This is a genomic window from Armatimonadota bacterium (assembly GCA_023511795.1).
GTDB lineage: Bacteria > Armatimonadota > UBA5829 > DTJY01 > DTJY01 > JAIMAU01.
Genome location: JAIMAU010000008.1, coordinates 26,457 through 53,271, shown reverse-complemented (window position 1 = coordinate 53,271; position 26,815 = coordinate 26,457). Strand labels below are relative to the sequence as shown.

General features: G+C 45.2%; 19 protein-coding genes. 6 read left to right on the top strand and 13 right to left on the bottom strand.

Features of this window, described 5'->3' with window-relative positions; translation table 11 throughout:
• Positions 1–111: 111 nt before the first annotated feature.
• The 11 genes from K6T99_08585 to K6T99_08535 all read right to left on the bottom strand — a co-directional run bounded on the left by K6T99_08585 (position 112) and on the right by K6T99_08535 (position 19,096).
• Positions 112–2,190, bottom strand: coding sequence for a tetratricopeptide repeat protein (locus tag K6T99_08585; protein ID MCL6519875.1), 2,079 nt, complete (start codon positions 2,188–2,190; stop codon positions 112–114).
• A 17-nt stretch (positions 2,191–2,207) separates the two neighbouring features.
• Positions 2,208–4,220, bottom strand: a complete 2,013-nt coding sequence (locus K6T99_08580; protein ID MCL6519874.1) for a tetratricopeptide repeat protein — start codon at positions 4,218–4,220, stop codon at positions 2,208–2,210.
• A gap of 40 nt (positions 4,221–4,260) precedes the next feature.
• Positions 4,261–6,357: a tetratricopeptide repeat protein gene (locus tag K6T99_08575; protein ID MCL6519873.1), complete on the bottom strand. Its 2,097-nt coding sequence runs from the start codon at positions 6,355–6,357 to the stop codon at positions 4,261–4,263.
• A 137-nt stretch (positions 6,358–6,494) separates the two neighbouring features.
• Positions 6,495–8,573, bottom strand: coding sequence for a tetratricopeptide repeat protein (locus tag K6T99_08570; GenBank protein MCL6519872.1), 2,079 nt, complete (start codon positions 8,571–8,573; stop codon positions 6,495–6,497).
• Positions 8,574–8,589: 16 nt separating this feature from the next.
• Positions 8,590–10,704, bottom strand: a complete 2,115-nt coding sequence (locus tag K6T99_08565; GenBank protein ID MCL6519871.1) for a tetratricopeptide repeat protein — start codon at positions 10,702–10,704, stop codon at positions 8,590–8,592.
• 447 nt (positions 10,705–11,151) lie between these two features.
• Positions 11,152–13,101, bottom strand: coding sequence for an amylo-alpha-1,6-glucosidase (locus tag K6T99_08560; protein ID MCL6519870.1), 1,950 nt, complete (start codon positions 13,099–13,101; stop codon positions 11,152–11,154).
• Between the two features lie 73 nt (positions 13,102–13,174).
• Entirely contained in the window at positions 13,175–14,101 is a 927-nt protein-coding gene (locus tag K6T99_08555) for a hypothetical protein (protein ID MCL6519869.1), read from the bottom strand.
• A gap of 95 nt (positions 14,102–14,196) precedes the next feature.
• Positions 14,197–15,039 carry a diaminopimelate epimerase gene (gene dapF, locus K6T99_08550; GenBank protein ID MCL6519868.1) on the bottom strand — a complete coding sequence of 281 codons (843 nt, stop codon included), beginning with the start codon at positions 15,037–15,039 and terminating at the stop codon, positions 14,197–14,199.
• Between the two features lie 161 nt (positions 15,040–15,200).
• Positions 15,201–17,141: a hypothetical protein gene (locus tag K6T99_08545; GenBank protein MCL6519867.1), complete on the bottom strand. Its 1,941-nt coding sequence runs from the start codon at positions 17,139–17,141 to the stop codon at positions 15,201–15,203.
• Positions 17,142–17,341: 200 nt separating this feature from the next.
• A complete protein-coding gene (locus K6T99_08540) occupies positions 17,342–18,178 on the bottom strand; it encodes a metallophosphoesterase (GenBank protein ID MCL6519866.1) in 837 nt (278 codons plus the stop codon).
• Positions 18,179–18,382: 204 nt separating this feature from the next.
• Positions 18,383–19,096, bottom strand: a complete 714-nt coding sequence (locus K6T99_08535; protein MCL6519865.1) for a hypothetical protein — start codon at positions 19,094–19,096, stop codon at positions 18,383–18,385.
• A gap of 530 nt (positions 19,097–19,626) precedes the next feature.
• Between K6T99_08535 and K6T99_08530 the strand changes: the two genes are divergently transcribed.
• The 6 genes from K6T99_08530 (at position 19,627) to K6T99_08505 (ending at position 24,726) form a co-directional block, all read left to right on the top strand.
• Entirely contained in the window at positions 19,627–20,376 is a 750-nt protein-coding gene (locus K6T99_08530) for a glycerophosphodiester phosphodiesterase (GenBank protein MCL6519864.1), read from the top strand.
• 158 nt (positions 20,377–20,534) lie between these two features.
• On the top strand, positions 20,535–20,918 hold the full coding sequence (hisI, locus tag K6T99_08525; protein ID MCL6519863.1) for a phosphoribosyl-AMP cyclohydrolase: 384 nt from the start codon (positions 20,535–20,537) through the stop codon (positions 20,916–20,918).
• A complete protein-coding gene (locus K6T99_08520; protein MCL6519862.1) occupies positions 20,915–22,432 on the top strand; it encodes a bifunctional metallophosphatase/5'-nucleotidase in 1,518 nt (505 codons plus the stop codon). The genes hisI and K6T99_08520 overlap by 4 nt, the downstream gene beginning before the upstream one ends.
• Entirely contained in the window at positions 22,429–23,958 is a 1,530-nt protein-coding gene (locus K6T99_08515; protein MCL6519861.1) for an amidohydrolase, read from the top strand. Before K6T99_08520 ends, K6T99_08515 begins: the two co-directional genes overlap by 4 nt.
• A 132-nt stretch (positions 23,959–24,090) precedes the next feature.
• Positions 24,091–24,504, top strand: a complete 414-nt coding sequence (locus K6T99_08510) for a hypothetical protein (GenBank protein ID MCL6519860.1) — start codon at positions 24,091–24,093, stop codon at positions 24,502–24,504.
• A 15-nt stretch (positions 24,505–24,519) separates the two neighbouring features.
• Positions 24,520–24,726 (top strand): hypothetical protein, encoded by a 207-nt coding sequence (locus tag K6T99_08505; protein MCL6519859.1) that lies wholly within the window; start codon positions 24,520–24,522, stop codon positions 24,724–24,726.
• Positions 24,727–24,857: 131 nt separating this feature from the next.
• Here K6T99_08505 and K6T99_08500 read toward each other — a convergent pair whose 3' ends face one another.
• Both K6T99_08500 and K6T99_08495 read right to left on the bottom strand, forming a co-directional pair.
• Positions 24,858–25,478, bottom strand: coding sequence for a hypothetical protein (locus K6T99_08500; protein MCL6519858.1), 621 nt, complete (start codon positions 25,476–25,478; stop codon positions 24,858–24,860).
• 28 nt (positions 25,479–25,506) lie between these two features.
• The gene (locus tag K6T99_08495; GenBank protein ID MCL6519857.1) at positions 25,507–26,670 is read right to left on the bottom strand and encodes a hypothetical protein; all 1,164 of its coding nucleotides are present in this window, start codon (positions 26,668–26,670) and stop codon (positions 25,507–25,509) included.
• Positions 26,671–26,815 lie beyond the last annotated feature (145 nt).

The following is a 26,815-nucleotide window of genomic DNA, read 5'->3' as shown; positions in this document are numbered from 1 at the left end:
TTTCACTATACTCTACCTCCTTGCTTGAGGCTTCCTCTTCCAAATTAAGTCTTTTGCAAATTCCATGCCAATTTGCAGCATTTCCCAGACCTACTAAAACGTCAAACGAATCTAACGAGGGCGAGGTGTCTTACTTGACAGCAAACGGATTAATTCAAAATTTGGAGTGCCACCATAACTTTGACATTTCTGAACTTCTTTCCATGCCTCGGAATATTTTCCCTGAAGATACAACACTGCCGCTATGTTATTTCTTGCCGGGATATGGTTTGGCCTTATTCGCAATACATTTCTGTATTCTTCGATAGCCTTATCAAGTTCCCCCAGCGATACCATGGCATTCCCCAAGTTATAGTGCGCCTCAATTAATTGCGGGTTAATCTTTACAGCAACACTGAGATGCCTAACTGCTTCATCAAACCGCCCAAGCTTAACGAAGGCTGAGCCAAGATTGCAATGAATTTCTGCATCGTTGGGTTTAAGTTTTAGTGCGTTGGAGAAATGGGCTGCTGCTTTGTCAAAATGCCCCAATTTCGCTAATACCAAGCCGAGATTGTTATGAGCATCAGCATCGTCAGGATTTATCCGTAAAACTGCCTCATAGTTAGCAATTGCCTCGTCATTTCTGCCCCACTTCTCCATGATGAAAGCCATGTTATTCCTCGCATCCTCGAGGCGAGGGTCCAATCTAATAGCAGTACTGAAGTGCTCAACTGCCTTGTTATACCTACCTTGGCACATAAGGACTGCACCAAGGCCATTGTGTGCGGGCGCATAAGATGGCTTTAACTTCAGCGCGGCACGGAACTCATTGGCAGCGGCATCGAGCTTGCCTTGGTGGAACAATGCCACACCTAGGTTTTGGTGTGCTAGGTAATTGCCTTTCGTTACTGCAAGCGCTCGTCGAAATAAAGTAATGCTGTCCTTCCAATATCCAATTTGAACTCGAGCACCCCAAGTAAGAACAACAAGAATAACAACCGCAGGAACTATTAATAGTGAGTGAGAGTAAATGGAAGCTTTTTCTTTTGAGGAACGAGCCTTTAGCAAACATTGAATCAAATCGGGAGTACCCCACGCAATTATTATGAAGAGCCCGATTAGTGGAACATACGTATACCTATCTGCCATGGCTTGGATGCCAATTTGAACGAGGCCAATTACCGGAACCATCGTGCCTATATACCAAAGCCAGCCTACTGCTAAATATGGTTTGTTTCTTGAACCTCTGACTACCAACAGGGTAAAGGCAACCAAGAGCAATGCCGAGCCAAGCCAATTCCATATCGGCAAGGTGCTCCCAGGATGAGGGTATAGCACTGCCAGCTTTACCGGATAAAGCATCTTGAGCATGTAGCATGTATATGCTACCAAAGCATTTGCAGCCCGAACCCCCAGCGTCATGCGTTCGAATGAAGCGACGGCTCCTCCTGCACTTTGGGCAAAATAGGTTATCGCACACGACAATAGGGATAGCCCGAATAAGGGTAATTTTTCCACCAATAATTTTTTGAACTTACCAGAGGTAGCCACTCGAAATGAACTACCATCAAAAGTAAACCTGCCAAGAGGCCAATAATCAAAAAGCAATAACAAGAAGGGAAGAGTCACGAGCATTGGCTTGGACATAAGACCTAAGACAAAAAAGATTACTACAAAAATATAAGTTGTAATTCGCGGTGACTTGACATATTGAACATATGCCCACATCGTAAGTATCCCAAAAAGTGTGCTGAGTACATCCTTTCGCTCTGCAATCCAAGCCACAGATTCAACATGGAGAGGATGCATCGCGAACAAGGCGGCTACAAAAGCACTCCTCCATACAAAGCCTGTTATTTTAAATAAAAGCAAGAATAAAAGCAATACATTAGCGCTGTGGATTACGAGGTTCGTAAAGTGATGTCCCGCTGGATTCAACCCATAAACTTGGCAGTCGAGCATATGCGATATCCAGGTCAGAGGGTGCCAATTGCCTGCTCGTATTGAAGTGAATGCCCACTTTATTCCCTTAAATGTAAGACCAGCCTGTACATTGGGGTTATCCGTTATATATATCTCATCATCGTAGTTTAGGAACCCACAGCGAAGGACAGGCAAAAAGACAGTGATGGTTACCGTCAACAGGATAACGCCAACAATATAAACCAGTCTTTGCTTTTCTCGATTACCTACAGCACCGCGAACCATGATGGATGAGAAAGCGCTTATCTTTTTAGTTTACGAGCTACCTCAGCAATGAATTGAGGATTCGGATTTCCACCGCAGTTCCTGCTCAAAGTTATTTGGTCCCATGCGCCCTGGTAGTCGCCCTTAATATAAAGCGCAACCGCCAGGTTGTTATGAATCTCAGCGTCGCCGGGTTTAAGCTCCGAAGCCTTGCGCAAATGTTCAATAGCCTCGTTCAACCTACCGATATTTCCAAGAGACATTCCCAAACCCATCTGGACGTCTGGATCATTCGGATTTATGCGAACCGCCTTCGAGAAATACATCACGGCTTCTTCCATCTCCCCTAGACGCACAAGGGTCTTTCCTAAAGCTTTATATGCCTCCAGATAATCAGGAAGTATCCTAACAGCCTTCTTAAAATGTTCTACGGCCTCAACTTCCTTACCTTGTGCCTCCAGCACAACACCAAGATTGTAGTGTGCCTTTGCATAGTTGGGCGTGATTTTGATAGCTTCTGTAAGATGGGCGGCAGCTTCATCTAGCTTGCCCTGGCCAGCCAATGAAACACCAAGATTGTTGTGTGCTTTGTCGTAATCGGGCTTGATTTCTAAAGCTTTTCTAAATAGCTGAATAGCTTTTTCAAGCTCATCTTGTTCGGCATATTCAAGACCGAGATTATAGTAGGCTGCCGAACTTCGTGGGTTAACCTCAACCGCATGCTGAAAAAGCAGTGAGGTATTAGCCCAGTACCGACTTTGAAAAATTGTAAGCGTGCCGAGAACCACAAGCAGGGTAACCAAACCAGCCTTTACATTTTTCATTGGCCGAATGCTTGCAAACCATGCAAGCGCAAGTGCAGGGCCAAGCATCGAGAAATACACATATCGGTCGGCAACTGTTGAATAGGTTTGGAAGGCGAAAGGAATGACCCCAGACACAGGGAGAATACCGATGGCAAACACTGCCGCCGCCGACCACAATTTTCGTTCTTTCAAACGCCATATTAGAACACCCAAGCCAACAGGAACAACCCATGCAACATAAGCCCACCAATGTTCCAATACAACCTCGGGCCTTCGCCCATAATCTACGCCTAAAGAAATGGGAACAATAAGCTTGTAAAGATAAAACGTGAGCGTATCTCCCACAATAAATGGCCGCTTCCAAATTGGAGTGATATATGCAGTATGGTCGCTCCCTTGTATGATGCTGGTCATTATTGCCCAAGGAACAGCAATCACAACTAAGGGCAGCAAATCACAAGTGGTCTGCCTCAACGAGCGTCCCATCTCCCCCCAAGCGAACACCAACGCCACGAACGGCACAATTACAGCGCTTGGCTTGGTGAGAAGAGCAAGGATATAAAACAACACCGCTAGTGCATAATGAACAAATGCCTTTCTTCCAATTCCAGGCTCGCCTGCAATCTTTACGTAAAGGAGATATTGCCACACCGCTGCCAATGAAAGAAGTCCACAAAGCACATCTTTCATTCCGGTGACCCACGCAACGGATTCGACTTGCATTGGGTGAAGGGCAAAGAAAAGCGCTCCAAGTACCGCCGCTAACTCTGCATGCAGAAAATTTAAACCTTCGGCTCTCCGGGGCTGCATTTCTTTTTGAATTTTTACACCCTTTCTTGAAAAAGGAGAGCGGCTGATGTTAGAACTTGCCGTAGCCAAAAGCATTTTCAGCAAAATAAAAACAACTAGAACGCTAAGAACATGCAGAAAGAGATTACACGCATGGAATACATGGGGATTGAATGCTTCCGCCCCCCTCCTTCCGGGAACATAGGCAACGACTGCCTGAAGTGCCCATATGGTGTACGTCAGGGGGATATACAAATGCTCGAATGGCTTCTGCCAGAAGCCAAGTATATTTTGAAATGTTACTGGTTTAAAATTTGGATTATCGTATATGTTAACGTTGTCATCCCAGGTAACAAACTTGTAGGTGACAACTGGAGAAAAGACAGCAATCGTAACCAAAGTTACCAATAGCCATGTTGGAAAGTACCTTGGCTTTGTCTTCTTAGCCTTACGCATAGCGGACAATCCCCTTGCCTGTGTAAAACATATTTATTCCTCATTCGGCTGGCCAAGGATTAGCCATTCGCTGTGATAGCGCCTGCACAAATGCAGGATTTACAGCATAACCATACCGTGTGCTTAGATGAACTTCTCGCCATGCTTCCGCATATCGCCCCTTCATTGCAAGAACAACTGCAATATTATAGTGCGCCTGGCCAAGACTGGGCTGTATGCGTATTGCCTCTTCATAATGTTCTAATGCTTCATCAATTTTCCCCTGGGAAGCATAAGCAAGCCCAAGGTTATTGTGAATATCTGCAGACTCAGGGTTCAAAGCCAGCGCCCTTTGATACACTTCAATCGCCTTATCAAATTTGCCTAGCATTGCAAAGGCAACACCGAGATTTATGATAGTCCGTACATCTCTCGGATTGAGTTTTAAAGACTTCTCATATTCCAAAATTGCCCTATCAAATTCGCCCAGTTTTGCAAAAGCTAGACCCATATTCGTATGAGCAGCTGCATAGTCTGGATTAATTCTCAAAGCCTCTTTGAACTGCTCAATTGCTTCTCTTGGGTTGCCTTGCCCTACCAAAGCCGTCCCATAATTGTTCCTAAATACTGCCGAACGAGGTTCACTTTTTAGTGCTTCCTTAAAATGTGATACTGCTTCATCAAAGCGCTTCATGTCTACAAGCGCAAGGCCAATATTATTGTGCGCCAAAGGAAAATCTGGCTTAATCTCGAGTGCTCGTCTATAATGTCGAATTGCCGTACTAATATCGCCTTTATCAGCCAGTGCCAAGCCAAGATTATTATGCGCTAAAGCATTGTTTGACGTGCTGGCCAGGGCATGGGTGAATAGAGAAACGCTGTCCCTCCAATAACCAACCTGAATATAAGCGCATGTTGTAAACGAAAAAACAACTAAGCCTGCCGCAAATGGCAAAATCGAGGAAAGCCGAAATGAAATTAATGTCAAACCCCTTTTCTTCTTTTCGTCAGCTTCTCTATTAACCACTGTGCATTTAATAAGGTCAGGAATTCCCCATGCAATTATCACAAAAAGCCCTATTAGCGGAATATATGTGTATCGGTCAGCCATCGCTTGTGCCCCAACCTGCACAATGCCTATTACGGGAACAAGCGTACCAAGATACCAAAACCACCCAGTTGCCAAATATGGCTTGCTCCGTGATGCAACGATTACAATTGAAGTCACAGCTGCTAGAAATATACCAGCCCCTATGACCTGCCATATTGGCAACATGGCGACTGGATGCGGATAGAAGACAGCCAGCTTCTGCGGCCAAATCATTTTACCGATATAGGCGACATATGCAACTAATGTATTCTCAATCCTTATGCCAAGTGGAAATTGCTCCGTTGAGGTCACAGCCCCGCCTTTTTGCTGTACGATGTATGTTACCGTACATACTAGAGCGGAGAAAACAAATAACGGCAACTTCTCTGAAACTAGGGTTTTAATTTTACTCGTGGTTGAAGCAACTAACGAACAATGACAAAGGCGAGTGCGACCGAGAGGCCAAAAATCGAGAAGAAGAAATACAAAGGGCAAAGTAACAAGCATAGGCTTGGCAAGAAGTCCCATAGCAAAAAATACTACAACCCAGAGGTAGGTGACAATTTTAGGGCGTTGGACATATCGAATATATGCTAGCAACGCCAAAATACCAAAAACAGCGGCAAGAACATCCTTGCGTTCAGCAACCCACACTACTGATTCTACATGAAGAGGATGGATACCAAAAAGCAACGCCACAAAAGCGCTTCTCCAAATAAAACCCGTCATTCGCGTAAAGGCAAGAAACAAGAGAATGGTAGCAATAGTATGGAGAACGATGCTAGTGAAATGGTGCCCACCCGCTTTCAGTCCAAACAATTGGACGTCAAACATATGAGAAATCCAAGTTAGAGGATGCCAGTTAGCCGCATGAGTACTCGCAAATGCCCAGGCGACCCCTCGCCAAGTCAATCCTGCCAAAACCATGCCATTCTCGGTAACATAACGGTTGTCATCATAGTTGGTAAAATTATGACCAACCGCACGACCGAACACAATAATTATGGCGGTGGCAAGAAACAAGCAAATCCAAAGCTTAGATTGGCTAACCAAGAAATTTTCTTTCATTCGCAAAGAAAATCGCTGTGAACTTAAGTAGCGCCGTTACTGAATGCAGAAATTATTCCAAAGCCAAGTATACTGCCCTTTGAGCCTAAGTGCAACAAGGATTGGAATTTGGAGAGGACGGCTGATTAAAAGCATCTCTATTTCGGTTCGCCCATTTTTGCAGAGAGATCACGGATAATTGCAGGATGAACAGGGATTCCGCGTTCCTTGCATTGCTGTACTTGACGCCAAGCTTCAAGGTAATTGCCTGAGTATAAGAAAGCCGCAGCAAGATTATTCTGCGCCTGTTGGTTCTGTGGATTAGCCTCGACTGCCTGGCGGTATTCGTCTATTGCTCCTTCGTAGTCATGGCGGCTGAAAAGCATATTCCCCAAATTATTGTGAGCTGCCGAATGATTGGGGTTTAAGCGAATTGTCTCACGATATTCCGCCTCCGCTTCGGCATCGCGTCCCATTGACTTAAGAACCAATCCCAAGTGGAAATGTCCGTCAGCAAAATTAGGCTGAAGTCTCAGAGATTGGCGAAACTCCGCTTCTGCGGCGGCAGGATTGCCCATTGCCGCGTGCAATCTACCTCTTAGCCAATGTGCAACCGGATCATACGGAGCTAGGCGAAGCAGTTCTTCGCAATGATAGACAGCCTCATCAAACCTTTTGGCATCTGCAAGCATCATCGCCAAGTTCCCATGGGCATCTGGGCTGTTTGGCTTGAGTTCTACCGCTTTTTGCAAGCACTCTATCGCTTCCTGGAAACGCCCTTGCTTCTCCAGTGCGACTCCGAGATTGTTGTACACCTTATCGCTCAGTGGGTTTATCTCCAGTGCTCTGTAATAATGCCTGATGGCATCGTTGACGTTGCCGCTAACTTCGAGTGCGATACCCAGATTGAGATGACCGGCGAAGTTATTTCTCGTTACAGCAAGAGTATGCGTAAAGAGAGTCTTAGAGTTTTTCCAATATCCCACTTGGAACCAAGTGCATATACTTAAAGCAGTGATAGAAATGCACGAAACCAGCGGAAGAACAGAGGGGAAAGATGATAAATAAGATTCAGCGCCTAGGTTTTCCGCCTCCTTTTCATTTACTCGCCCAAGCGCAATTAGGTCTGGCAATCCCCATGCAACTATTATGAACAAGCCAATCAGCGGCACATAGGTAAAACGGTCCGCCATTCCAAATGAACCAACTTGAATAATCCCTATTACTGGTATTAAAGTAATTACATACCAAAGCCATCCAACTACAAAATACGGGCGCTTTGCGGCAATGCGAAAAGCCATCACCGTGATACCCGCTAGCACCAGCACCGATGCAATAGCTTGCCAAATTGGAAGCTCATGACCTGGGTGCGGATAAAAGGCTGCTAATCCCCTGGGCCAAAACATCTTCAGAATATACTTCGCATAAGACAAGAAAGCATTTCCAATGCGGCTCCAAAGTGGCACATCGATCAAGGTGCTCATGGCCCCACCTTTTCTTTGAGCAATAATGCTTATGACTCCAAATGCTATCGAGAGCACCAAAAGAGGTAGTTTCTCAAGTACGAGATTCTTATTTTTCCTTTCGAAAAAGCTTTGCAAAGAATGCCAGGCAAGGTTTGTGCGATGTAGCGGCCAATAATCGAAAAGAAGCAAGACAATTGGAAGCGTCATTAGCATTGATTTTGCTGTCAATCCGAAAAAGAAAAGCACCAGCACCAATAGGTATCGCTTCACGCCTGGTTTCTCGACATAGAAAAGGTAAGCCCACATGGTAAGAATCCAGAAAAGGGTGCTGAGCACATCTTTTCTTTCCGAAATCCAGGCAACAGACTCGACATGTAGCGGATGTATTCCAAATAACGCCGCCACGAAGGCACTCTTCCAAATCGAGCGCATAAATCTATCCATTACTATAAAAAGCAGAAAAACGTTGGCGAGATGCAACAACAAGTTCACTAAATGGAAACCGAACGGCCCAGGCCCAAAGATTTGTCTATCTATCAGGTAAGAAAGCCACACCAGTGGATGCCAAAAGCATTGATATAAAGTTGTAAGAGCCCACTTAATGCTTTGCCACTTTAACCCCAATTGGACGTGGTGGTTGTCGGTCACAAAGTAATCGTCATCATAATTGAGAAAGTCGCTTGTAAGTACTTGCCAAAAAACTGCAAAGGTAATTAGAACTAGCGCAGTTCCAATTAAATAGGGTAAGCGTTTGTCAAAAGGTTTTTCCATGGCAGCAATTCATCAATTAAGGCTCGGGCATTTTTGAAGAGAGTGCCTTAATAAACTCCGGATGTGGCGTCATGCCATACTTCCGACATAACTTAACTTCTTCCCAGGCGGCTGCATATTGACCTTTAAAGAAGTATGCAACTGCTAGATTATTATGAACTGGTGGAAAATTCGGCTTGAGCTTAATTACCTCAATATAATGGGCAATCCCCTCATCAATCCTCTGCATATCCACCAATACAGCACCCAAGTCGAGATGTGCCTCCGCATTAGTAGGGTTAAGACGCACAACTTCTTCAAGATGTGGAAGTGCATCTTGCAATTGTCCCCTCTCAACCAGCAAACGCGCTAGGTTGTAATGGGCGAGCTCAAGCTTGGGATCAAGGCGGACGGCTTCGGTTAGCTCTCGAATTGCATCATCCGGTCTTCCAACAAGAATTAACAAACGCCCAAAATTTAGATGGGATGTCGCTGAACTCGGATCAGCTTTTACTGCTTCCTCATATTTGTGCATCGCCTCAATTATTTGACCTTTTTGCTCGAGTATTCCCGCAATATTATTCAGCGCTGGTGCAAACCCAGGTCTTACCTTAAGTGCCGCTTGATATTCGCGCAGAGCCTCCTCTGTTTTGCCCTGTTCGGATAGAATGTTGCCAATATTTACGTGGGCCTCAGCATATCGTGGATTATCCCTCAAAGCAGCTCGGAAGTGCTTTATCGCTTCATCATGCCTTCCTGCCTCCATAAGGAAGAAGCCCAAGTTATTCTCCATTAAGTAATTGCCGCCAGTAGTCTCAACTGCACGCCCAAATAGTGTGAAATTATCTTTCCAGTAGGATAATTGCCGCCATGTACACACCATAAGGGATAAAATAATGACGCAAGCACAAAATGGCAAAACTTGAGAATGGGTAATGGTTGATACCTCGCCAGAAGCAATGACTCCTGCTTGGCATTCATTATCTCCACGTCCTCGTCCTTTCATCCCATATCTCTTTCCCAGGCACTCAACCAAATCCGGCACTCCCCAAGCGATTATTATGAAGAGACCTATCAGCGTAATATACGTATATCTATCAGCCATCGCCTGCATGCCGACCTGGACTAAACCGAGAACAGGAACTAGCGTGCCAAGATACCAAAACCAACCCACCACAAGATAGCGACGGTTTGGGGCAGCTTTGATAACAAAAGCAGTAATTATGACAAGGAACAAAGTCGCCGCTACTACCTTCCAAATTTGGAGATTTAGCCCAGGATGCGGATAGAATATACTCAACTTATATGGAATAATCATCTTAGCAATGTAACCAACGTATGCTAACATTGCATTGCCAATTCGAGCAGAAAACGGAAATTGTTCCAAAGAACCAACAGCACCACCATGTTGTTGAGCAATATAGGTGATAATGCAAGAAAATAAGGACAGACCAAACAAGGGAATCTTCTCCCACAACAACCTTTTGCTTTTGCTTCTACCCAAAGGGTCTTTCAGCAACGAATAATAAGTGAAGTCAATTCTTCCAAGAGGCCAATAGTCTAGAAGAAGCAAAACGAATGGTAAAGTCACCAACATCGGCTTTGAAAGCAACCCTAACAAAAAGAAACCTACTATAGAGGCATATTTTTTTCTATCCGGCGCATTAACATATTGATTGTATGCCCAAATGGTAAGCAGCATAAAAAATGTGCTGAGCATGTCCTTTCGTTCCGCTACCCAAGCTACTGATTCCACATGAAGCGGGTGTACGGCGAACAATGCTGCAACAAACGCACTACGCCACATTGATGCCGTCAGCTGCATTAGCACAAAGAAAAGTAGAAAAACATTGGCTGCATGAAAAAACAGATTGATTAAATGGTGCAAACCAGCTTTCTGACCAAATAGTGCGCAGTCAAGCATGTGCGAAAGCCAAGTCAAAGGATGCCAGTTGAAAGCATACATCGAGGTAAAAGCCCATCCGATACCCTTAAAAGAAAGACCATCTCGTACCTGATGATTGTCCTGAATATACTGCTTATCGTCATACACAAACTGATAACCCAATACCCGGCTAAAAAGCACAAGGGTTATAAGCACTAGAACCAAAGCGACCAGATATTCCCGCCGCATGCCAAGAGTTTTCTCCATATGCAGGGCTATCCTCCTGAAGACATAGATGCGAAAAGGAACACCGCTTCGGCAAAGTTATTTCAAGAGAAGAGGAGTCGCCGAACGGGTGGGTTGGTATTTTAAAGTATAGTGTAGGAATATCTGCTAGTCAACGTTTATTTAGGGGATAGCCAAATTGCATAGCAAGCATGCTTCCGAAACGCAAAAGTACCAGCATTGCAAGGAAAAGTTTAGCAATCTTCGAGGAAACTTACTTCTTATGCTTGCCCTTGCTAGTCTTCTTATGCTTGGTCGGTTTGTTTTTTGGTGCAGGGTCCTTCAGCTCTTCGTCAATAACAGAGCCACCCTTTTTGCCGGTCTGCTGACGCTTCTTCGCCATCTTCAAATTTCCTCCAGGAGTGCTACTAATCCGCCTATACCCTACGCATGAGCGAATGAAACACAAAGCCACAAAACTTCGAAAGTTTATTCTATCTTTCGAAGATTTGTGAGAATCCTGAGGATTTCTCCAACGCTCCAAGCCTGCGCTATACATCCGCCAGGGTTATGTGGAGGATCGCCATCAAAAAGTTCGCTAATGGTTCCAATACCCGCCTCACCGAGATGTTCTTCAAATGGTTGAAGAAGTTCCCTTACTCGGTTGCGATTCTGATATACACGATAATGAGCGTCAGCAAACTGACCTAGAAGCCAAGGCCAGACAGTTCCTTGATGGTATGCACTATCCCGTTCAAAAGGGCCGCCCGAGTAAGCGCCACAATATTTTGGGTTCCTAGGAGACAAGGTACGAAGGCCATATGGCGTGAGCAGTTCTCGCTCTACGACATCCACTACCAACTTCTGCTGATATGGATTTAGCGATGAAAAAGGCAACGATACAGCCATGATTTGATTTGGCCTAAGTGAATCATCCGCTCTGCCCGAGCAATCAATTACATCGTATAGATAATTTCCTTCACACCAGAATTTACTCTGAAAGCTTGAGGCGCACTTAGAAGCAAGTGATTCATACTCTTGAGCAGACTCTCCAACATATCCAGCCCAGCATGCCATCAGACAAAGCGCATTGTACCAAAGGGCATTGATCTCCACAGGCTTTCCGACACGCGGCGTGACGGGTTTGCCATTCACGCGCGCATCCATCCATGTAACTTGACTTTGTCTTTCACCTGCAAAAAGAAGGCAATCGTTAGGGTCCATTCTAATACCAAACTTAGTCCCTTTAACGTGATTTTCTATTATCTGTTTTAAGGATGGAAACAAATGGTGAATAATCTCCATTTCGCCTGAGGCAACCATATAGCGGTAGATTGCTTGAAAAAACCATAGAGTTGCATCAGCGGCGTTATATTCAGCATCACCCTCATCGGAAAATCTATTTGGAAGCAAACCTTGGTTAAGGTAGTCTGCGCAGTCGAGCAAAATTTGCCTAGCAACATCCAATCGCCCTGTTGAGAGAAGAAGCCCAGGTAGACTGATCATGGTGTCGCGGCCCCAATCGGTAAACCAGTGGTAGCCAGCGATAATTGCATGTCTTTGATAATTCCTATTCGCGGATGGAAGCTTTGCTATAAATTGGTCAGCAGCTAGAATTAAATACCGTCGGAAACTACTCCTCTCGCCGCGAACCAAACACCGCCTTCGTTGCATTTCACGCTCAAATGCACCTTGAACAATTGGAAGGTCCTCCTCACTCGTTGCCGTTAAGATAACTCGTTCACCTGGGGAAAGCCCTATCGTAAACAAGCCCGGCATATAAAGATCTTCCAAACAGTCAAAGCCGCGTGCACGCTCAAGCCTGTAAAGGTAATCCCAGTACCAATCCTCCTGATGTTTGAATTCAGCGCCTTCACAAATCAACTTGAGCTTGTAAGGTGCTCGTGCCGACCAAACAGTAAGAACCCCATTTTCCCATTTTGAGTAATAGCTAACTTTGCCTCTTTGGCATTCGTGGTATCCTCTAAACGCACAGAAAGGTTTAATTCTGAGTATAATCGGCTTTGAAGACTCAAGCAGCTCATAAAGTATGTAGACGGTATTCTGCCCATGCTCCATCCATATCCGCTTGCGAAGAACTAATCCTCCGGCACAATATTCGGCGGTAGGGATGCCTAATTCAAGGCTAAAACCTTCAAGGAGCTTGTGCCCCTGAGGATAGATTGTTCCATCGCGATATTCATTACAGCCAAGCATATAAAATTGGCCATCGATTTCAATTTCTTCGTCAACTTTTGAGAAGAGCATTTGCCTGCCAAGTGGTGGTGGGAACGAGGCTAAGAGGAGACCGTGATATCGTCGAGTATTTGCCCAAGCTACTGTTGATGAAGCATAGCCACCAATGCCATTTGTGACAAGCCATTCACGTGAGAAAGCAGAATCAACATCACGGAGAACGGATTTTGGTATACGAATCAACCTTCACTCCATGTGAGACTATTTCAGTATATTCCAATTATCGGCGAGTGCTCAGCCTGGATAGAGGTAGGCATTACTCTACAACTTGCCGAATTGCAAAAAGGTTTTCCTCCGGCGTCTCTGTAGGAATAGCGCATCCTGGTGTGAGGATAAAACCAACGGCACCTGCTTCTGCAACCGCACTTCGGCATTCATCCATTACTTCGTCCGCCGTCTTGCCTAATATTTCCAATTCGTTTATTCCACCGGCAATACAGCCTTGGTGGATTCCCCTTGCCTGCCTAAGACTAGGATATGTCGTTTGACTGCTCCAGTTAAGCACATGATTTGGAAGGGTATGAAGTAAATCGAACATGATGTCAGTGCCGTGAATATGGAGAACGTTGAAAGTGCCTTTCTCCATCACTGTTTCAAGGATATAGCGGTCAAATGGCAAAAAAATCTCACGGTACTCATCTTCTGACATCGTCGTAGTCTGCGCACCATCTAAAGCGTAAAATATCCCATCGCCGCCCTCCTCTATCCATGCAAGCGAGTAGTCAGCAAGTGAAACTGCAATTGCTTCCAATGCATGGCGCACTACCGACGGGTTCGCGCAGTAATGCTCCAAGAACCGCTTGCCGCACAGCTTGTTTGCGGCAGCATAGGGGTTAAATATCGTATCAATAATTGGCATATCTACAACAAGTTCGCGACGGATTAATCTCAAAGCCTCAAGCTGCTGTGCAAAATTTCCCTCTCTAGGAGGTAAAGGTTTGATCTTTGCCCAATCCTTTGGATTCTCTATCAAGGTCATGCCGGCAGGCAAATCAAGCTTCAAGTCATGCATTACTTTAAGGAAGTCAGGGTCGTATTTTCGTGCGAATGCCAGTTCGGCTTCTGCGAGAGGAGCACCAGAGGGATGTTCTAGGTGAAAATGATACCAAAAGCTTACGGGCACGCGGTCGCTCTCACGTCCCTCTACTGCAGCCATTACCCTCTCGCGCTTGCTCTCCCTCATTTCAACCTCCCATATTAAACATTTGCTTTCATTGGCTTATTTGTTGGTAATTCTTAAGGCTAAGTTTCGCTAAAACTCACACGCCGAAATTACAATCAGTTGGTTACCCAAACTCCCTCAAAAACTACCCTAGCAGGGCCAGTAATATATATATCCCTTTGATCTAGCCATTCAACATATAAAGTACCACCAGGTGATATAACATTTGCACTTTTGCCGACAGCCCCATGAACATTAGCAGCGACAAGCGCCGAGCATGCACCTGTGCCACAGCCTAGAGTCGCACCGACACCACGCTCCCATGTCCTTATTCTCAGCTCGCCTGCTTTACTCACAGACCACCATGTAACATTCACCTTTTTTGGAAAAATTGGGTGCGATTCGATTACACGGCTGACAGCCGGCAATTCTTTCCAGAAAAAATCTAGCGGTGCTTGAATTACCGCATGCGGCGTTCCAATAGAAACACAGGTCACTAAATACACCTTTCCGCCTACCTCAAGCGGAAAATCTATCACTTCATCGATATCGGCATTCATAGGAATATCAGCAGCTCGAAGTGAAGGCTTTCCCATATTCACCTTAACGTCGCCTGAGTTGTCCTCGCATTTGATTATCTCCGCTGTGCTAATTCCGCTCATGGTCTCAAATGTCAGCTTGTTCTTACCACATATGCCGTTCGAGTATACATAAACGGCTGAACACCTGAGGCCATTGCCACACATATCCTCTGTGCCATCAGGGTTGAACATTCGGAAGCCAAAATTCGCCTTTGCAGAGGGCACAAGCACGAGCAAGCCATCCGCACCGACTCCAAAATGCGCTTGGCACATTTGGACTGCAAGCATCGACCAGTCGAGTTCCAATTTGTTAAGCGCATTTATGAGCACAAAATGGTTGCCGATAGCTTCGACTTTTGCAAACGGAATTTCAATCAATTGGGTTTGCCCTCCGCGAACCAACTCTTGCTGAAACGGTTACTTTTATTCCAAAAACAGCATACTTTTCGTTTAGCAAAACCTTCTTAATACATAGATTCCAACCTTAATCACACGTCTTCTAAAATACCACGTCTAATATAGAGGAATAAATTAGTATATCAGGACTTGCTATTTACTATTTCCTCAAAGCGAAGGGTTGTCAACTCGACTATTCGGTCAAACCATTTCATTTCAGGGTCAACTAGCATGAGCCACCAAGCTGATGGCCGATGGTTCGTATAGCTTAAGCCTCGAGAAGTGAGTATTGCGTTGCGCACCAATTTAAGCTTTGCTAACTCAGCCTCTAATTCGATGGATTTCAGCTTCTCTCTATTTTCGCTTACTTCTTTGCTTTTTTCCAAAGACCTCACCATCCGCTTTAGGTCGAGATGCTTATCATGTGCCTTGACACCTTCTTTGTGTAAACGATCAATCTCCATATCCAACTGGGCACGCTTTTGTTGCTCCAAGCGAAGAGAAGATTTAATTTGTTCAACTTCCTCACCATCGGTAATTCCCTGCAAATCAAGCTCAATGAGTCTATCCTGCAGAGGCTTGATTGCACTGCGAAAATGCTCACCCTTCTTAACTTCAAGCCTCTGAGCCTCCTGTTTTAACTGGTGGCTGAGATCTCGGAGTCGGATGGATTCTTTTTTTATCGGTTCCGTGTTTTGCGAGAGTTCCCTTAGGGCAGAGTATGCTTTGCGGTATTCTAGAAGCTTCTTATCCCAAGGCTCTCCTATATGCTCAGCAAGAAAATTAAGCAAGCCCTCAGTAGTATTAATTATCTTAATTTGCCGAATTAGATCTTTCTGAGCAAGTACTACATCACGCCACGATTTTGCGAAGTCCTCCGAGTTAATTTCCTCACACCCAAAGGCTACCGCAAGATGTTCTGGCAATCTAAATGTAACTTTGGAAGCTCCAACAGCATCCCATGCACCATAGTCCAACCGCAAAATAGGATGGAATGGCAAACTGACACCACGCTCTTTCATAAGGCTGGCCATCTTCTCACACCGCCAAACATAGGCTGAGGCTTCCTCATTCAAAACAAAGATGAACTCACTTGCAATCATTAAGACAAGAGTCACTGCCTTGCCAATTAGTGCATTGTTTGGTCCAAGGTTTTCCTCCACAAGCTTAGAAAACTTTTCAAGAGTAAGCTGGGAACCTTTATAAGCCAAGTGTATTGGTTTGGGAGTATCAATGACGACTTCGCCATCCCGCAGACATACCGTGCCACGGCCCACACGTGGAATCACAAGGTCGAAGGGTATAGCACCTTCAGGAAACTTATCCAGCGTGTAGATATCCGAACCCTCGATTGCCGAGTCATAAGCTTCTTGACATGCGCTTCGGGTTCGAGGATCCAAGAACATTCGCACCAGATTAAATCTGGGAAGTTCCGAAGTCTCGACGTTAAACCTAAAAAGCTCCGTAGAAGTTGTGGTTTCAAGATTTTTGGGCGGTTTTCGTAAAAGCCTTTCATAAAACGATGGCAGAAAGTCACGATACATGTCCGTGATTGAAGCATCGGGATGGGATTTAGCATAATCCCGCACATCTGCAATTAACTTCTCCGCCACAGCACTAGCCCTTGAAGCATATTCAGCCGAAAGATGTTCTAAACTACCATTGACTCCCCATTGCAGCAAATTAATTAATGGGTCAAGTACCTGTTGCAAAGGAATACAACATGCAATCTCATCGGAGCTTCCCACATATGCAAGCCCACGCCATCCCCAAGCTTCAGTTATTTTATCTATAAATGCCTGACGCCCTCCAGGATTATTACGAACAGCTATTTCTATTTGAACGCCATGCTGGGTGAGTAGTTCGCGCGTGGGAATTGTCTCGCTGCCAAAAAGTCTAGAAATCTCGCCTGTAGCAACCCACAAGTCCCGCGTACTTCCGTCGTTATGCGGAAGGACCATCCAACCATCTGAAAGTGAAGTAGTCGGTGGAACTTTAGAAAAATAATCCGCATCATGAATTCCCACAAGCATCTTCACATTGGGGCAATACTGGTCCAGAAGGCTTCGAAGAACCGCCTTCATTGGCTCATCCCAGTAAACAGTCTGCCCTAACGCTACTAGCGTAATGCCTGGAAATTCCGAACACAAACGCTTGAATATGTTATCGCAACAATCTCGGTGGTGCTGCATTATCACATGTCACGCTGAAGTTTTACAAGGTGGGCAACGCCTCAAATAATACCATAACCGCTACCCTTGGTCAATCAAACCCCTACTTGCATTTACGGTACAATTAGCTTCGGAACGAAATTTAATATATCGGCTGAGACTATGTAATAACGCACTCCAGCTACTTCGCCATCTATCCATCCCCCTAAGCCAATATGAACGTGGCCATACACGAGTATATCAACATGGTAGTGCGATAGCATTTCTGCAAACTCATTAGGGCGGAGGCGCTCATCAAACGGTGGAAAGTGAAGCATTGCAATCTTGAGGCTTACTGTATCGGGAATGGAAAGCAAACCGTGTTCAAGATAATTTAGTTCTCGACGGAGAATACGTTCGCTTTGCTGTTCCGTTATTGGCACTCGACCACCTGCCGAAGGATGGCGAATGACTGTTTGTTGGTGGTTGGCAGATGATGAAGTTTCGAATTTACGATCAGCCCTTGCTGCTTGACTATTCTCAACAAAATCTTTTTCCTTATTTTCCCTTTCATAAGTTCTACTCTCCCAATCCACACGCCAGCCGCGTGTCCCGGTTATGCCGACATTGTCAAAAACGACTGACGTACCCTGGAGGAAAAATAGATTTCTATTAACTTCTTTTTGAATGCGGTTGGTCGCACGCCTCTGCCACCAGTAATCATGATTCCCGCGGATAAGAACTTTAGTCCCTGGAAGGTCGGCTAAAAAGTTCAAGTCCGGCATGGCTTCGTGAAGCTTCATAGCCCATGAGATATCACCTGGGATGAGCACGATGTCCTTATCTTTTACTGAAGCTATCCAGTTTGTGCGAATTGTATTAGCATGGTCTGCCCAAGCTGGTCCAAAGATATCCATTGGCTTTGGCTTTGAAAGTGAAAGATGAAGATCTGATATTGCAAAAATTGCCATCTAAGCCTCACCTAATAGGTTTTTAGCCAAAACGAAATAGTTTTCCTCAGGGTATAGGTGGATTAAATAAGAGGAAGGTTATTGGAGGAGAAGAGCCCCAAAAAAACCAGCATTTTGACATGCAAAGCTTCTAGTTATAAACAAAAAAATGGCCCGGCCGACTAAAAAGAAGTTTCTGCCGGCTGGGCCATTGAGCTATCTATTTTATTTCTGCAACCATTTTCCAGTGTACACTATGCCTAAGGCATGGTCACCACCAATGTTTGCATACTTGAAACGCCAGTGTGCGTTGTGATTGTAGCCAAGTGCCCAGACAAAGTTCTCATCTGTGTTTCCAGGAGTCATTAGAGCGCGTGGAGAATATTCGGCAGCGACGACAAAGGTTTTTGACAAAGGAAGCAAAAATCCGCCAAATACACCATTGAGAACCTTTGTTCCCGCCAACAGGTGGAGCGTGGCAGGGTATTTTAGACCAATTGGTACAGTCTTGTATACGCCAGCAAAAGCAGACTCTTCATGATTTACATGGTCCTCGGAATCATACCAATTGAGCACGCCCATTCCGTAGCCAGGCATATCCTCTGTTTCCCTGGCAACGGTCCATGAGAGACTCACCTGGGTATTGTTTGCTCTCCATGAAAGTGGATTCAGATTGCCTGAAGGGGTACCACCACTGTTGACGGATATTTCAAACCCCTTGAATACCGTCCCATCAAACTTATAGCACGGCAACCACTTGTCATGGGTCGGAGCAGTAGCCGGCGCGCTTTCGTTGAGTGGAGCGGCAATCTCGAGTCTGTACATTCCATCTGGCAACGTCTCGGCCGTTGGAATACAGATTAGTCTGTATGCAAATGCGGTGCTTGCTACCATGAGCAACACCAGGGCAAATACAACTACCCTAAACGTTCTTACCACTTAAGTGCCTCCTTCTTGAATTTCTTCGTTAAAAAAGATGGTAATAAACATAATTCAGTTCTCTCCACTAACCACCTCCTGCCCGGTTTAGAGTCTCTCAAAGTGGACTCTTATACCTTAAAATAGCTAGATTTTTACTCGTTCATCGCACTTATCTTGCTTTTTACTCCGATGCATTTGAGTCTCCTTGGCTCTTGCAAGTCGTATACAAGCTAAATCCCTAAAGCCAACTGGGTATAGTGTCAAAAGAACCTTGCGATTCCTATATCATGGCCTATCTTTTAAGAAAAGCCTAGATAATCAATCATTGAGCCAACGCTAGTTATAATGAGATATATCCTACTTGCCTTTGATGCAAGTAGGATATGGCTCGGCGAGTGTGCTTTGATATCTTTATTTCCTGCCCGTCTAAAATCCTCCTTTTAAGCTTTTTAAGAAAAACTTTTTCAAAAATTGGGGTAAAAACTATATTCAAGTTGATGGACTATCTTAATCTACTAAAGGTATAATCAAACCAAGGAGGCGATAAAATGCAAAAAGTTTTGACGATTGCACACAGAGGTTTTTCAGCCATTGCACCCGAGAACACACTCGCTGCTTTCAAAAGGGCTCTTGAACTTAAGCCTGACCTAATTGAGTGTGACGTTCGCCGCACTAAAGATGGCAAGATCATTATCATCCACGACGCCACAGTCGACCGAACAACGAACGGCACCGGTAGAGTAGCCGACATGACCCTTGAGGAGCTTAGGCAGCTTGACGCTGGAAGCTGGTTTGGAGCCCAATATGCAGGAGAACGGCTACCGACTCTGGAGGAGTTTCTTAACCTACCATGGGGAGAAACGCAACCAATCATTGAGATAAAGGAGCAAAGTTTGGAAGATGACGTCGTTGCCTTAGTACAGCAAAGGGGCATGTCTGAACGCACCGCGATATGTTCATTCCACCACAAGATTGGACTTCGCCTAAAAGAACTCGACTGTTTGATTCGATTTTCCCCGCTAATCAGCAGCCAAACGGAGATTTCAGGAGATGAAGCGGTACGACTTGCCAACGAAGCAGCAGCTGTTAACGGCTGGGTTTTTGGCGTAAATTACACTGCCATTACCCCAGATCTTGTTAAAGCTACTCATGCCGCAAATATGTTAATGGAAGCCTGGACAGTAGACGATGAAGAAAACATCCGTCGAATGGTTACCATGGGCGTAGATGTTATTGCCAGCAACCAGTTAGACCTTCTTTTGCAAGTGTTGGCAGAGATGGGAGTACGCAACAAGTAATCCAACGACCATTTTTGACGTAAAGATAGGAGTTTAACCTCTGCCGCCTCGCATATTGTTGGTACCTATGATATAATCAGCTCAACTGGGTGCATATTTCTGCCCCTTGGCGGCTTATAAAGTTAATAAGAAGTTTATACATTAATAATGGAGGTACAATGGAAATTCTTGACCAGCTGAAGTTTGACGAAAATAGCCTAATTCCAGCAATTATCCAAGATGCGGAGAACGGGGACGTTCTCATGATGGGCTTCATGGACCGAGAAGCTGTGCAACGGACCATCCGCGATGGAAAGGTTTGCTTTTGGAGCCGCTCACGCCAGAAGCATTGGGTAAAAGGTGAGACATCAGGCCACTTCCAATTTGTAAAAGGAATCTACGTTGACTGTGATATGGACTGCCTATTGATAAAAGTGGATCAAATTGGTGCGACATGTCATGAGGGATATCGAAGTTGCTTCTTTAGAAAAATAGCAAACGAAAACACTCTGAGCGTGATTGCCGAGCGGATTTTCAATCCTGAGGAGGTTTACAAAAAGTGAGAAGAGCTACTCTTCATTTGTTACTTGTTTGGCTAGCTTTTTTCTTGCTCTTCTCTAATGCATGGTGTCAGCCTGAGTATCGCCTGGTAACTATTCTCCACACAAATGATATCCATGACCACCTTATTCCCTTCAGCTACCCAGATGCACTTAAGTCAAGCGCCCCAGTGGCAGAGATGATGGCTACCAAAAATATCGGTGGTTTAGCAAGGGTAGCCACCCTAGCCAACCAAATCGAAGCTTCGGTGCGTGGCAATGCAATTTTAGTGGACGCAGGCGACATCTGCGACGGTACGCCATTCGGAATCGAATATAAAGGTGAAGCAGACTTTGCCGCACTCTCTGCCGCAGGATATGATGTAATGGTTACCGGAAATCACGAATTCGGCCAATCTCTCGAACAATTCAACCGCAATCTAGCACTGGCTGAGTTCCCCATAGTATGCGCTAATCTTCTAAAGAAAGACTCGTTAGAACCTGCACTTCCCGAATATGTGATTTATGATTTTAATGGAGTGCGAATCGCCTTTCTTGGATTGACAACGCCACAAATTGTTGATTACAAAGCAGTAAAAGAAGGATTTGCAGTAAAGGATCCTTATGAAACAGCAAAGCATCTTGTTCCAAAGCTGAAAAATAAAGCCGATATAGTAGTTGTACTGAGCCACCTAGGAGAAGCCGAAGATGAAAAGTTAGCGAGAATGGTCCCAGAAATTGACGTAATTGTTGGAGGACACTCACATACGCGATTAGCAACCCCAAAAATCATCAAGCACAACAAACCTGCAGAGGCATTCTCGCTGGGCGGCACCGTCATCGTCCAAGCATACCAATGGGCTGGCGAGCTAGGAAGACTTGATCTTCGACTTAGAAGAAACAGCGGTCCATTTACCCTAATGAGCGTGGACGGCAAGTTGATACCCGTTACTTCCGATATACCAGAAGATCACAGAACTGCCGAAGTTATTCGAAGGTATTATATTCCAATCTCTAAACGATACGACAAAATAATTGGCGAGGCTACAGCAGATATGGTTGATAAAGGAGGGGGCGGCCCAGTTTTAAACTTAGTGTGTGATGCCATACGTGAGGAAACGGGAGCACAGATTTCCATATATGGCGTAGGCGGAGTTCGAGGGAACTTTGCAAAAGGCCCTATCAAAGTTTGGGATGTAGCAACCGTTCTACCGTTCCACAACAAACTTGTGCTTATGGAACTAACCGGAGCACATCTCAAACAAATAATCGAAAGATTCCCCATCAGTCCGGGAGTTTCTGGCATGCGATATAAAATTGTCAACCGCAAGATAGTCGAAGCAACTGTTAATGGAAAGCCCCTCGATGAAAACGCAACTTATTCGATTGCAACAATAGACTGGCTTGTTGGGCTCTACTTCTCAGATGTAACGTCAGCAAAATACTTAGACACCCTTTCAGTAGATGCTCTCATAAACTATATACAGAAGCGCAAGGTAATCTCCCCTGTAAATGATGGAAGAAGGCAAGTAGAATGAGTCAAACAGCAGACATAATTTTGACACACGGCAAGGTATTCATCCTTTCCCAAACGGTACCGGCTTCAGCTGTTGCTATTCGAAATGGACGCTTTGTCTACGTTGGCTCAGATGATGAAGTTGAAGATTACATAGGCTCAAACACTGAGCAGATAGATTTGGAAAGCCGAACAGTAATTCCGGGACTAATAGATTCTCATGTCCACTTGTTATACTACGGCAGAAACAAACTCTTACGTGCCGACCTAAATGGATGTAAATCGATTAAGGAGATAATCCAGCGGCTCCAGGCACATGATGAGAAACGCTGTGGAGAGTGGATACTTGGCTGGGGATTCGACCAAGAAATACTCGCCGAACGCAGGTTTCCCACTCGCCATGAGCTCGACCATTTCAACAAACCGGTGCTCATCTCACGGCTTTGCGGTCATGCGTGTGTTGTAAATAGCAAAGCGATAGAGCTTGTAGGCCCGGAAAAAATTCCTGATTCGGCAAGGGATACAGGGCTCCTCACTGAAGAAGATATGAACCCAGTTTGGGAAGCAATGCCCCAGCCGACTTTCAAGGAAATGGTGGAGGCCGCCGAGTTCGCTGCTGCGAAAGCTCTTGCCACAGGATTAACCAGTGTCCATTGTTTAGTTAGCTCCCAAACCGAGCTTGACGCCCTTCGCCACATTAACCGGCAGAGCCAACTGCCTATACGTTTCTATGTACAACCTAGTTATGAAATGCTTGATTCGCTGCTTGCTGAAGGTCTCAAGACTGGCAATGGAGATGAAATGCTTCGAATGGGCGCAATCAAGATTTTTGCGGATGGCTCGATGGGCGCAAGAACAGCAGCTCTCAAAGAAGATTTCGCCGACGACCCCGGAAACAATGGCATCCTGCTGCATTCGGATGAAGAACTTACAGATATGGTTCGCAAAGTGCACAATTCCGGCTGGCAAGTGGCAATCCATGCAATTGGAGACCGAGCTGTTGAACAAGCCGTTAACGCAATTGAAACCGTTCTCATTGAAACCGGCGAAGACAACCGCACTCGGCGACACCGAATTGAACATGCTTCACTGTTGAATGAGGACCTTGTTTTCAGAATGGCAGACCTCCATATTTTGGCTTCCGTGCAGCCTCAATTTATAATAACCGACTTTTGGACAATTAATCGCGTTGGTCCTGAGCGCTATCGATGGGCATATCCATTTCGAACAATGCTTGAGGTTGGGATTCCTCTATCGCTCGGCTCAGACTGCCCTGTTGAAAATCTCGACGTTTTTGAGCTAATCTATCGAGCAGTTAGCCGTGACGAACATTCGCAATTTGAACGCCTAACAGTCGAAGAAACAATTGCATTATATTCCCTCGGCGGAGCATACGCCATGTTTCAAGAAGCAAACCTCGGCTCCATAGAAGTAGGCAAGCTTGCTGATTTTGTTGTTCTAAATCAAGACATATTCTCAATACCGAAAAACGAAATTCCGAACTGCAAAATAGATAAGGTTTTTGTTGGTGGCAAAAGAAAAATCTAGTCTTATATTCACAACAAACCTCAATTGCAACTTCGCCTAAATATCTGCCCTTTCTTCGCCGATAATAGTTATGCAGGTATTTCTTAACCCCGCCAAGGAAGGCAGGGGAGATTCCTCCGGTGAGGTGTTTGGATGGCAAATTCTGAGTTCAGCATCGCACTGCGGAACTACGCCGGCGTCCCCGTCGTGGATCTCGTAGGTGACATCAACAAGCAAACCCTCAGTAAGCTTGAAGACATCTTAAACAAACTTATTCGCGCTGGACATTTTCATGTTATGATAAATCTCAAACGTGCAGTATGGCAGAATGCGAACAGTTTGAGCCCACTTGCAAAAATGGCTCGAGTGTTCCAAGCGCACTATGGAAACTTAAATTTAATTGCAGAAAATAATCAGATTGACGGCCTGCTTAGAGTGAAGTCAATTGCAAACCTTTTTAGATTCTGCACTTCCGAGGGTCAGGCTCTGACGAGAATAAGAAAAATTCCAGGACCAACAGCAACTGGCGTCAAACCAAGCAGTGCCCGCCTTGCAGAAGTCAAATGAATGTGAGAGTGAAAAGTGACTAGACCTGATACCGAACTAAGAATAGTAAATGTCATCGATCCGATAATGTGCTTACGGTGCAAGCATGCGCACATAGCAGACGTGCTTTTCACCGACGGATCTACAAAAAAGATGTTTTACTGCTCACGCCTAGACTGCGACAACTGGCAGTGTACTTCGTCCGATTCTGACGAAGAAAACCAAGAGGAAACCGGCAAATAATTATTGATTTGAACTAGCGAACACTTTTAATACAGAGCAAGCAGTACACACGAGGGCTGCCATTTTTACCATCGGCAGCCCTCGGCGTATGAGTAGAAGGAAATTAAAAACTACAACCATCAAATCGCGGCTTAGGAAGCAATTATCCTTATTTTAACACACACAGCGTTCGTACGGCCCGTCCAAGCATCCAATCCAATCGAACGCCCGGTCAGATATGTTTCATACCACAGATAAACTTCATACTCGCCCGGCTCAGAGAAATCCCATTTTCCACCCCTGAAGCCACTTGCCAAATTAATATTAACACTCCGGGTTGCACCTGGCTCCAGATAAAAGAAATCGTATTTCGTATGAGGTGGAAGAATAGTAGCATTACCCTTGAATCGAATGGGCTTTCCTGATTTTAGAATAAAAACTTTTAATGGGAATTGGTTACTCCGAAAGTAGGCGGGATATGGCTCAAGCCAGGCATTTAGCGTCAGCCGCCGCTGACTGTAGTTTGTTAGCCGAATGGTTATGCGGATTGGCTGGCCAGCACGAACAGTAAGTGAACTAGGTTCAGCTTGAATCTTGAGAGCTGTGCTTGTACCAGAACGCTCGCCTAGTCCTTGATATTCATCAACCCACCGTATCTCCTCAGCTTTGCTGCCCCCACCCCATCTATCAAGTAGCCAGTTGCCGAACGTGAAGCCGCCAACGCCGACAGCAACAAAGGTGAGTATTAGCAGAGCAAATTTTACTGCACGCATCAAAATAATCCGCTGGGCTGAGAATATTTTACAACCCAAATAGGTATTTCTTCACTTTCAAATAGTGAAGATAGTTATCATATGATACATCAGGTGGGCATCTGTGGTCCACGTGTGGAATATATCCACCTGACTCGACGGTCTTCCGAATCCGCTCCAACTCCCGCTCGATCTCTTTCTTTCCTTTTGCAAGCTGAATTTTGTCCACACCCCCGGCAAGAAGCACCCTTTTACCAAATTTCTCGCGGAGCGCAACGGGATCGGAACCGGAATTAATTTCTAAAGGAAACATACAATTTACGCCACCTTCCAGCCAGTGCTCCACCAAAGAGTTAATGTTCCCATCGCAATCTACAATTACAACGTCCACTCCATGCTTCCTTAGCAAATCGGTGATTCGCTTGTACCTAGGCGTCATCCATTCCCTAAACATCCGCGGTGAGATAATCGGCCCATGATTGAATGCCATGTCTTCCCAACCAAGTGCAAAATCTGGCTCCACATATTGTAGCGCATGCTCTAGAAGCGTCGTGACCAAAACGGTTATGTGCTCCATTATGTCCTGAATAAGCTCAGGGTCGTCGTAGCATGCCAGGGATACGCCTTCGAAACCCATCCAGTTGCGAATCCAACCAAAAAGCGAGCCTATTCCGATTCCAACTGGGACATTGCTCTCCTTAAAAGATTTCCCAATGCCTTCCCAATCGAAAGCATAACGTGCTGGGTCGTTTGGGTTTAAACGACGCTTTATATCCTCCCAGGATTCCCTATCTTTTATAGGGAACTCAATGTAATGAGGTATACTTGACGAACCATCCTTATAGACCATGCACTTAATGCCATCACCGCCGCGAACTATTCGATATCTATCGGTCTCCTCCAAAACCAAATGCTCAAAGGGTGGACGCCAGCTGTAATCCATCGGCACAGAAAGAGTTGGATCGAAGCCAAAGAAGACGTCCGCAGCCTCGTTCGAATCAACCTCCTTTGGGAGTCCTTCGTCATGCCAGCGCTTAAGAGTTTCATTCCAATATCCAAACTCATGATTTGGCACGCGGTCAACCCCCTGGAAGTGCATTGTGCGTCTAAAACGATCGCGATGGGTATAACCTCCATCCCTCGATGGGGGGTCGAGTAAACCATACTCCTTTAGCTTTTTGTCCTCTGCCCGCAGCTCGCGGATTCTCTCCATTTTATCCATAATTATCTCCTGCCCCTTACCAGAACGCTTGCTTGTGGAAGGTGAAACCGAACTCTTTTCTCACCTTCGCCTTCCACCAAAATGAGTTTTCCAGTATTTCAAAAGCCCAATGGAATTTCCAGTCTAGAATACACTA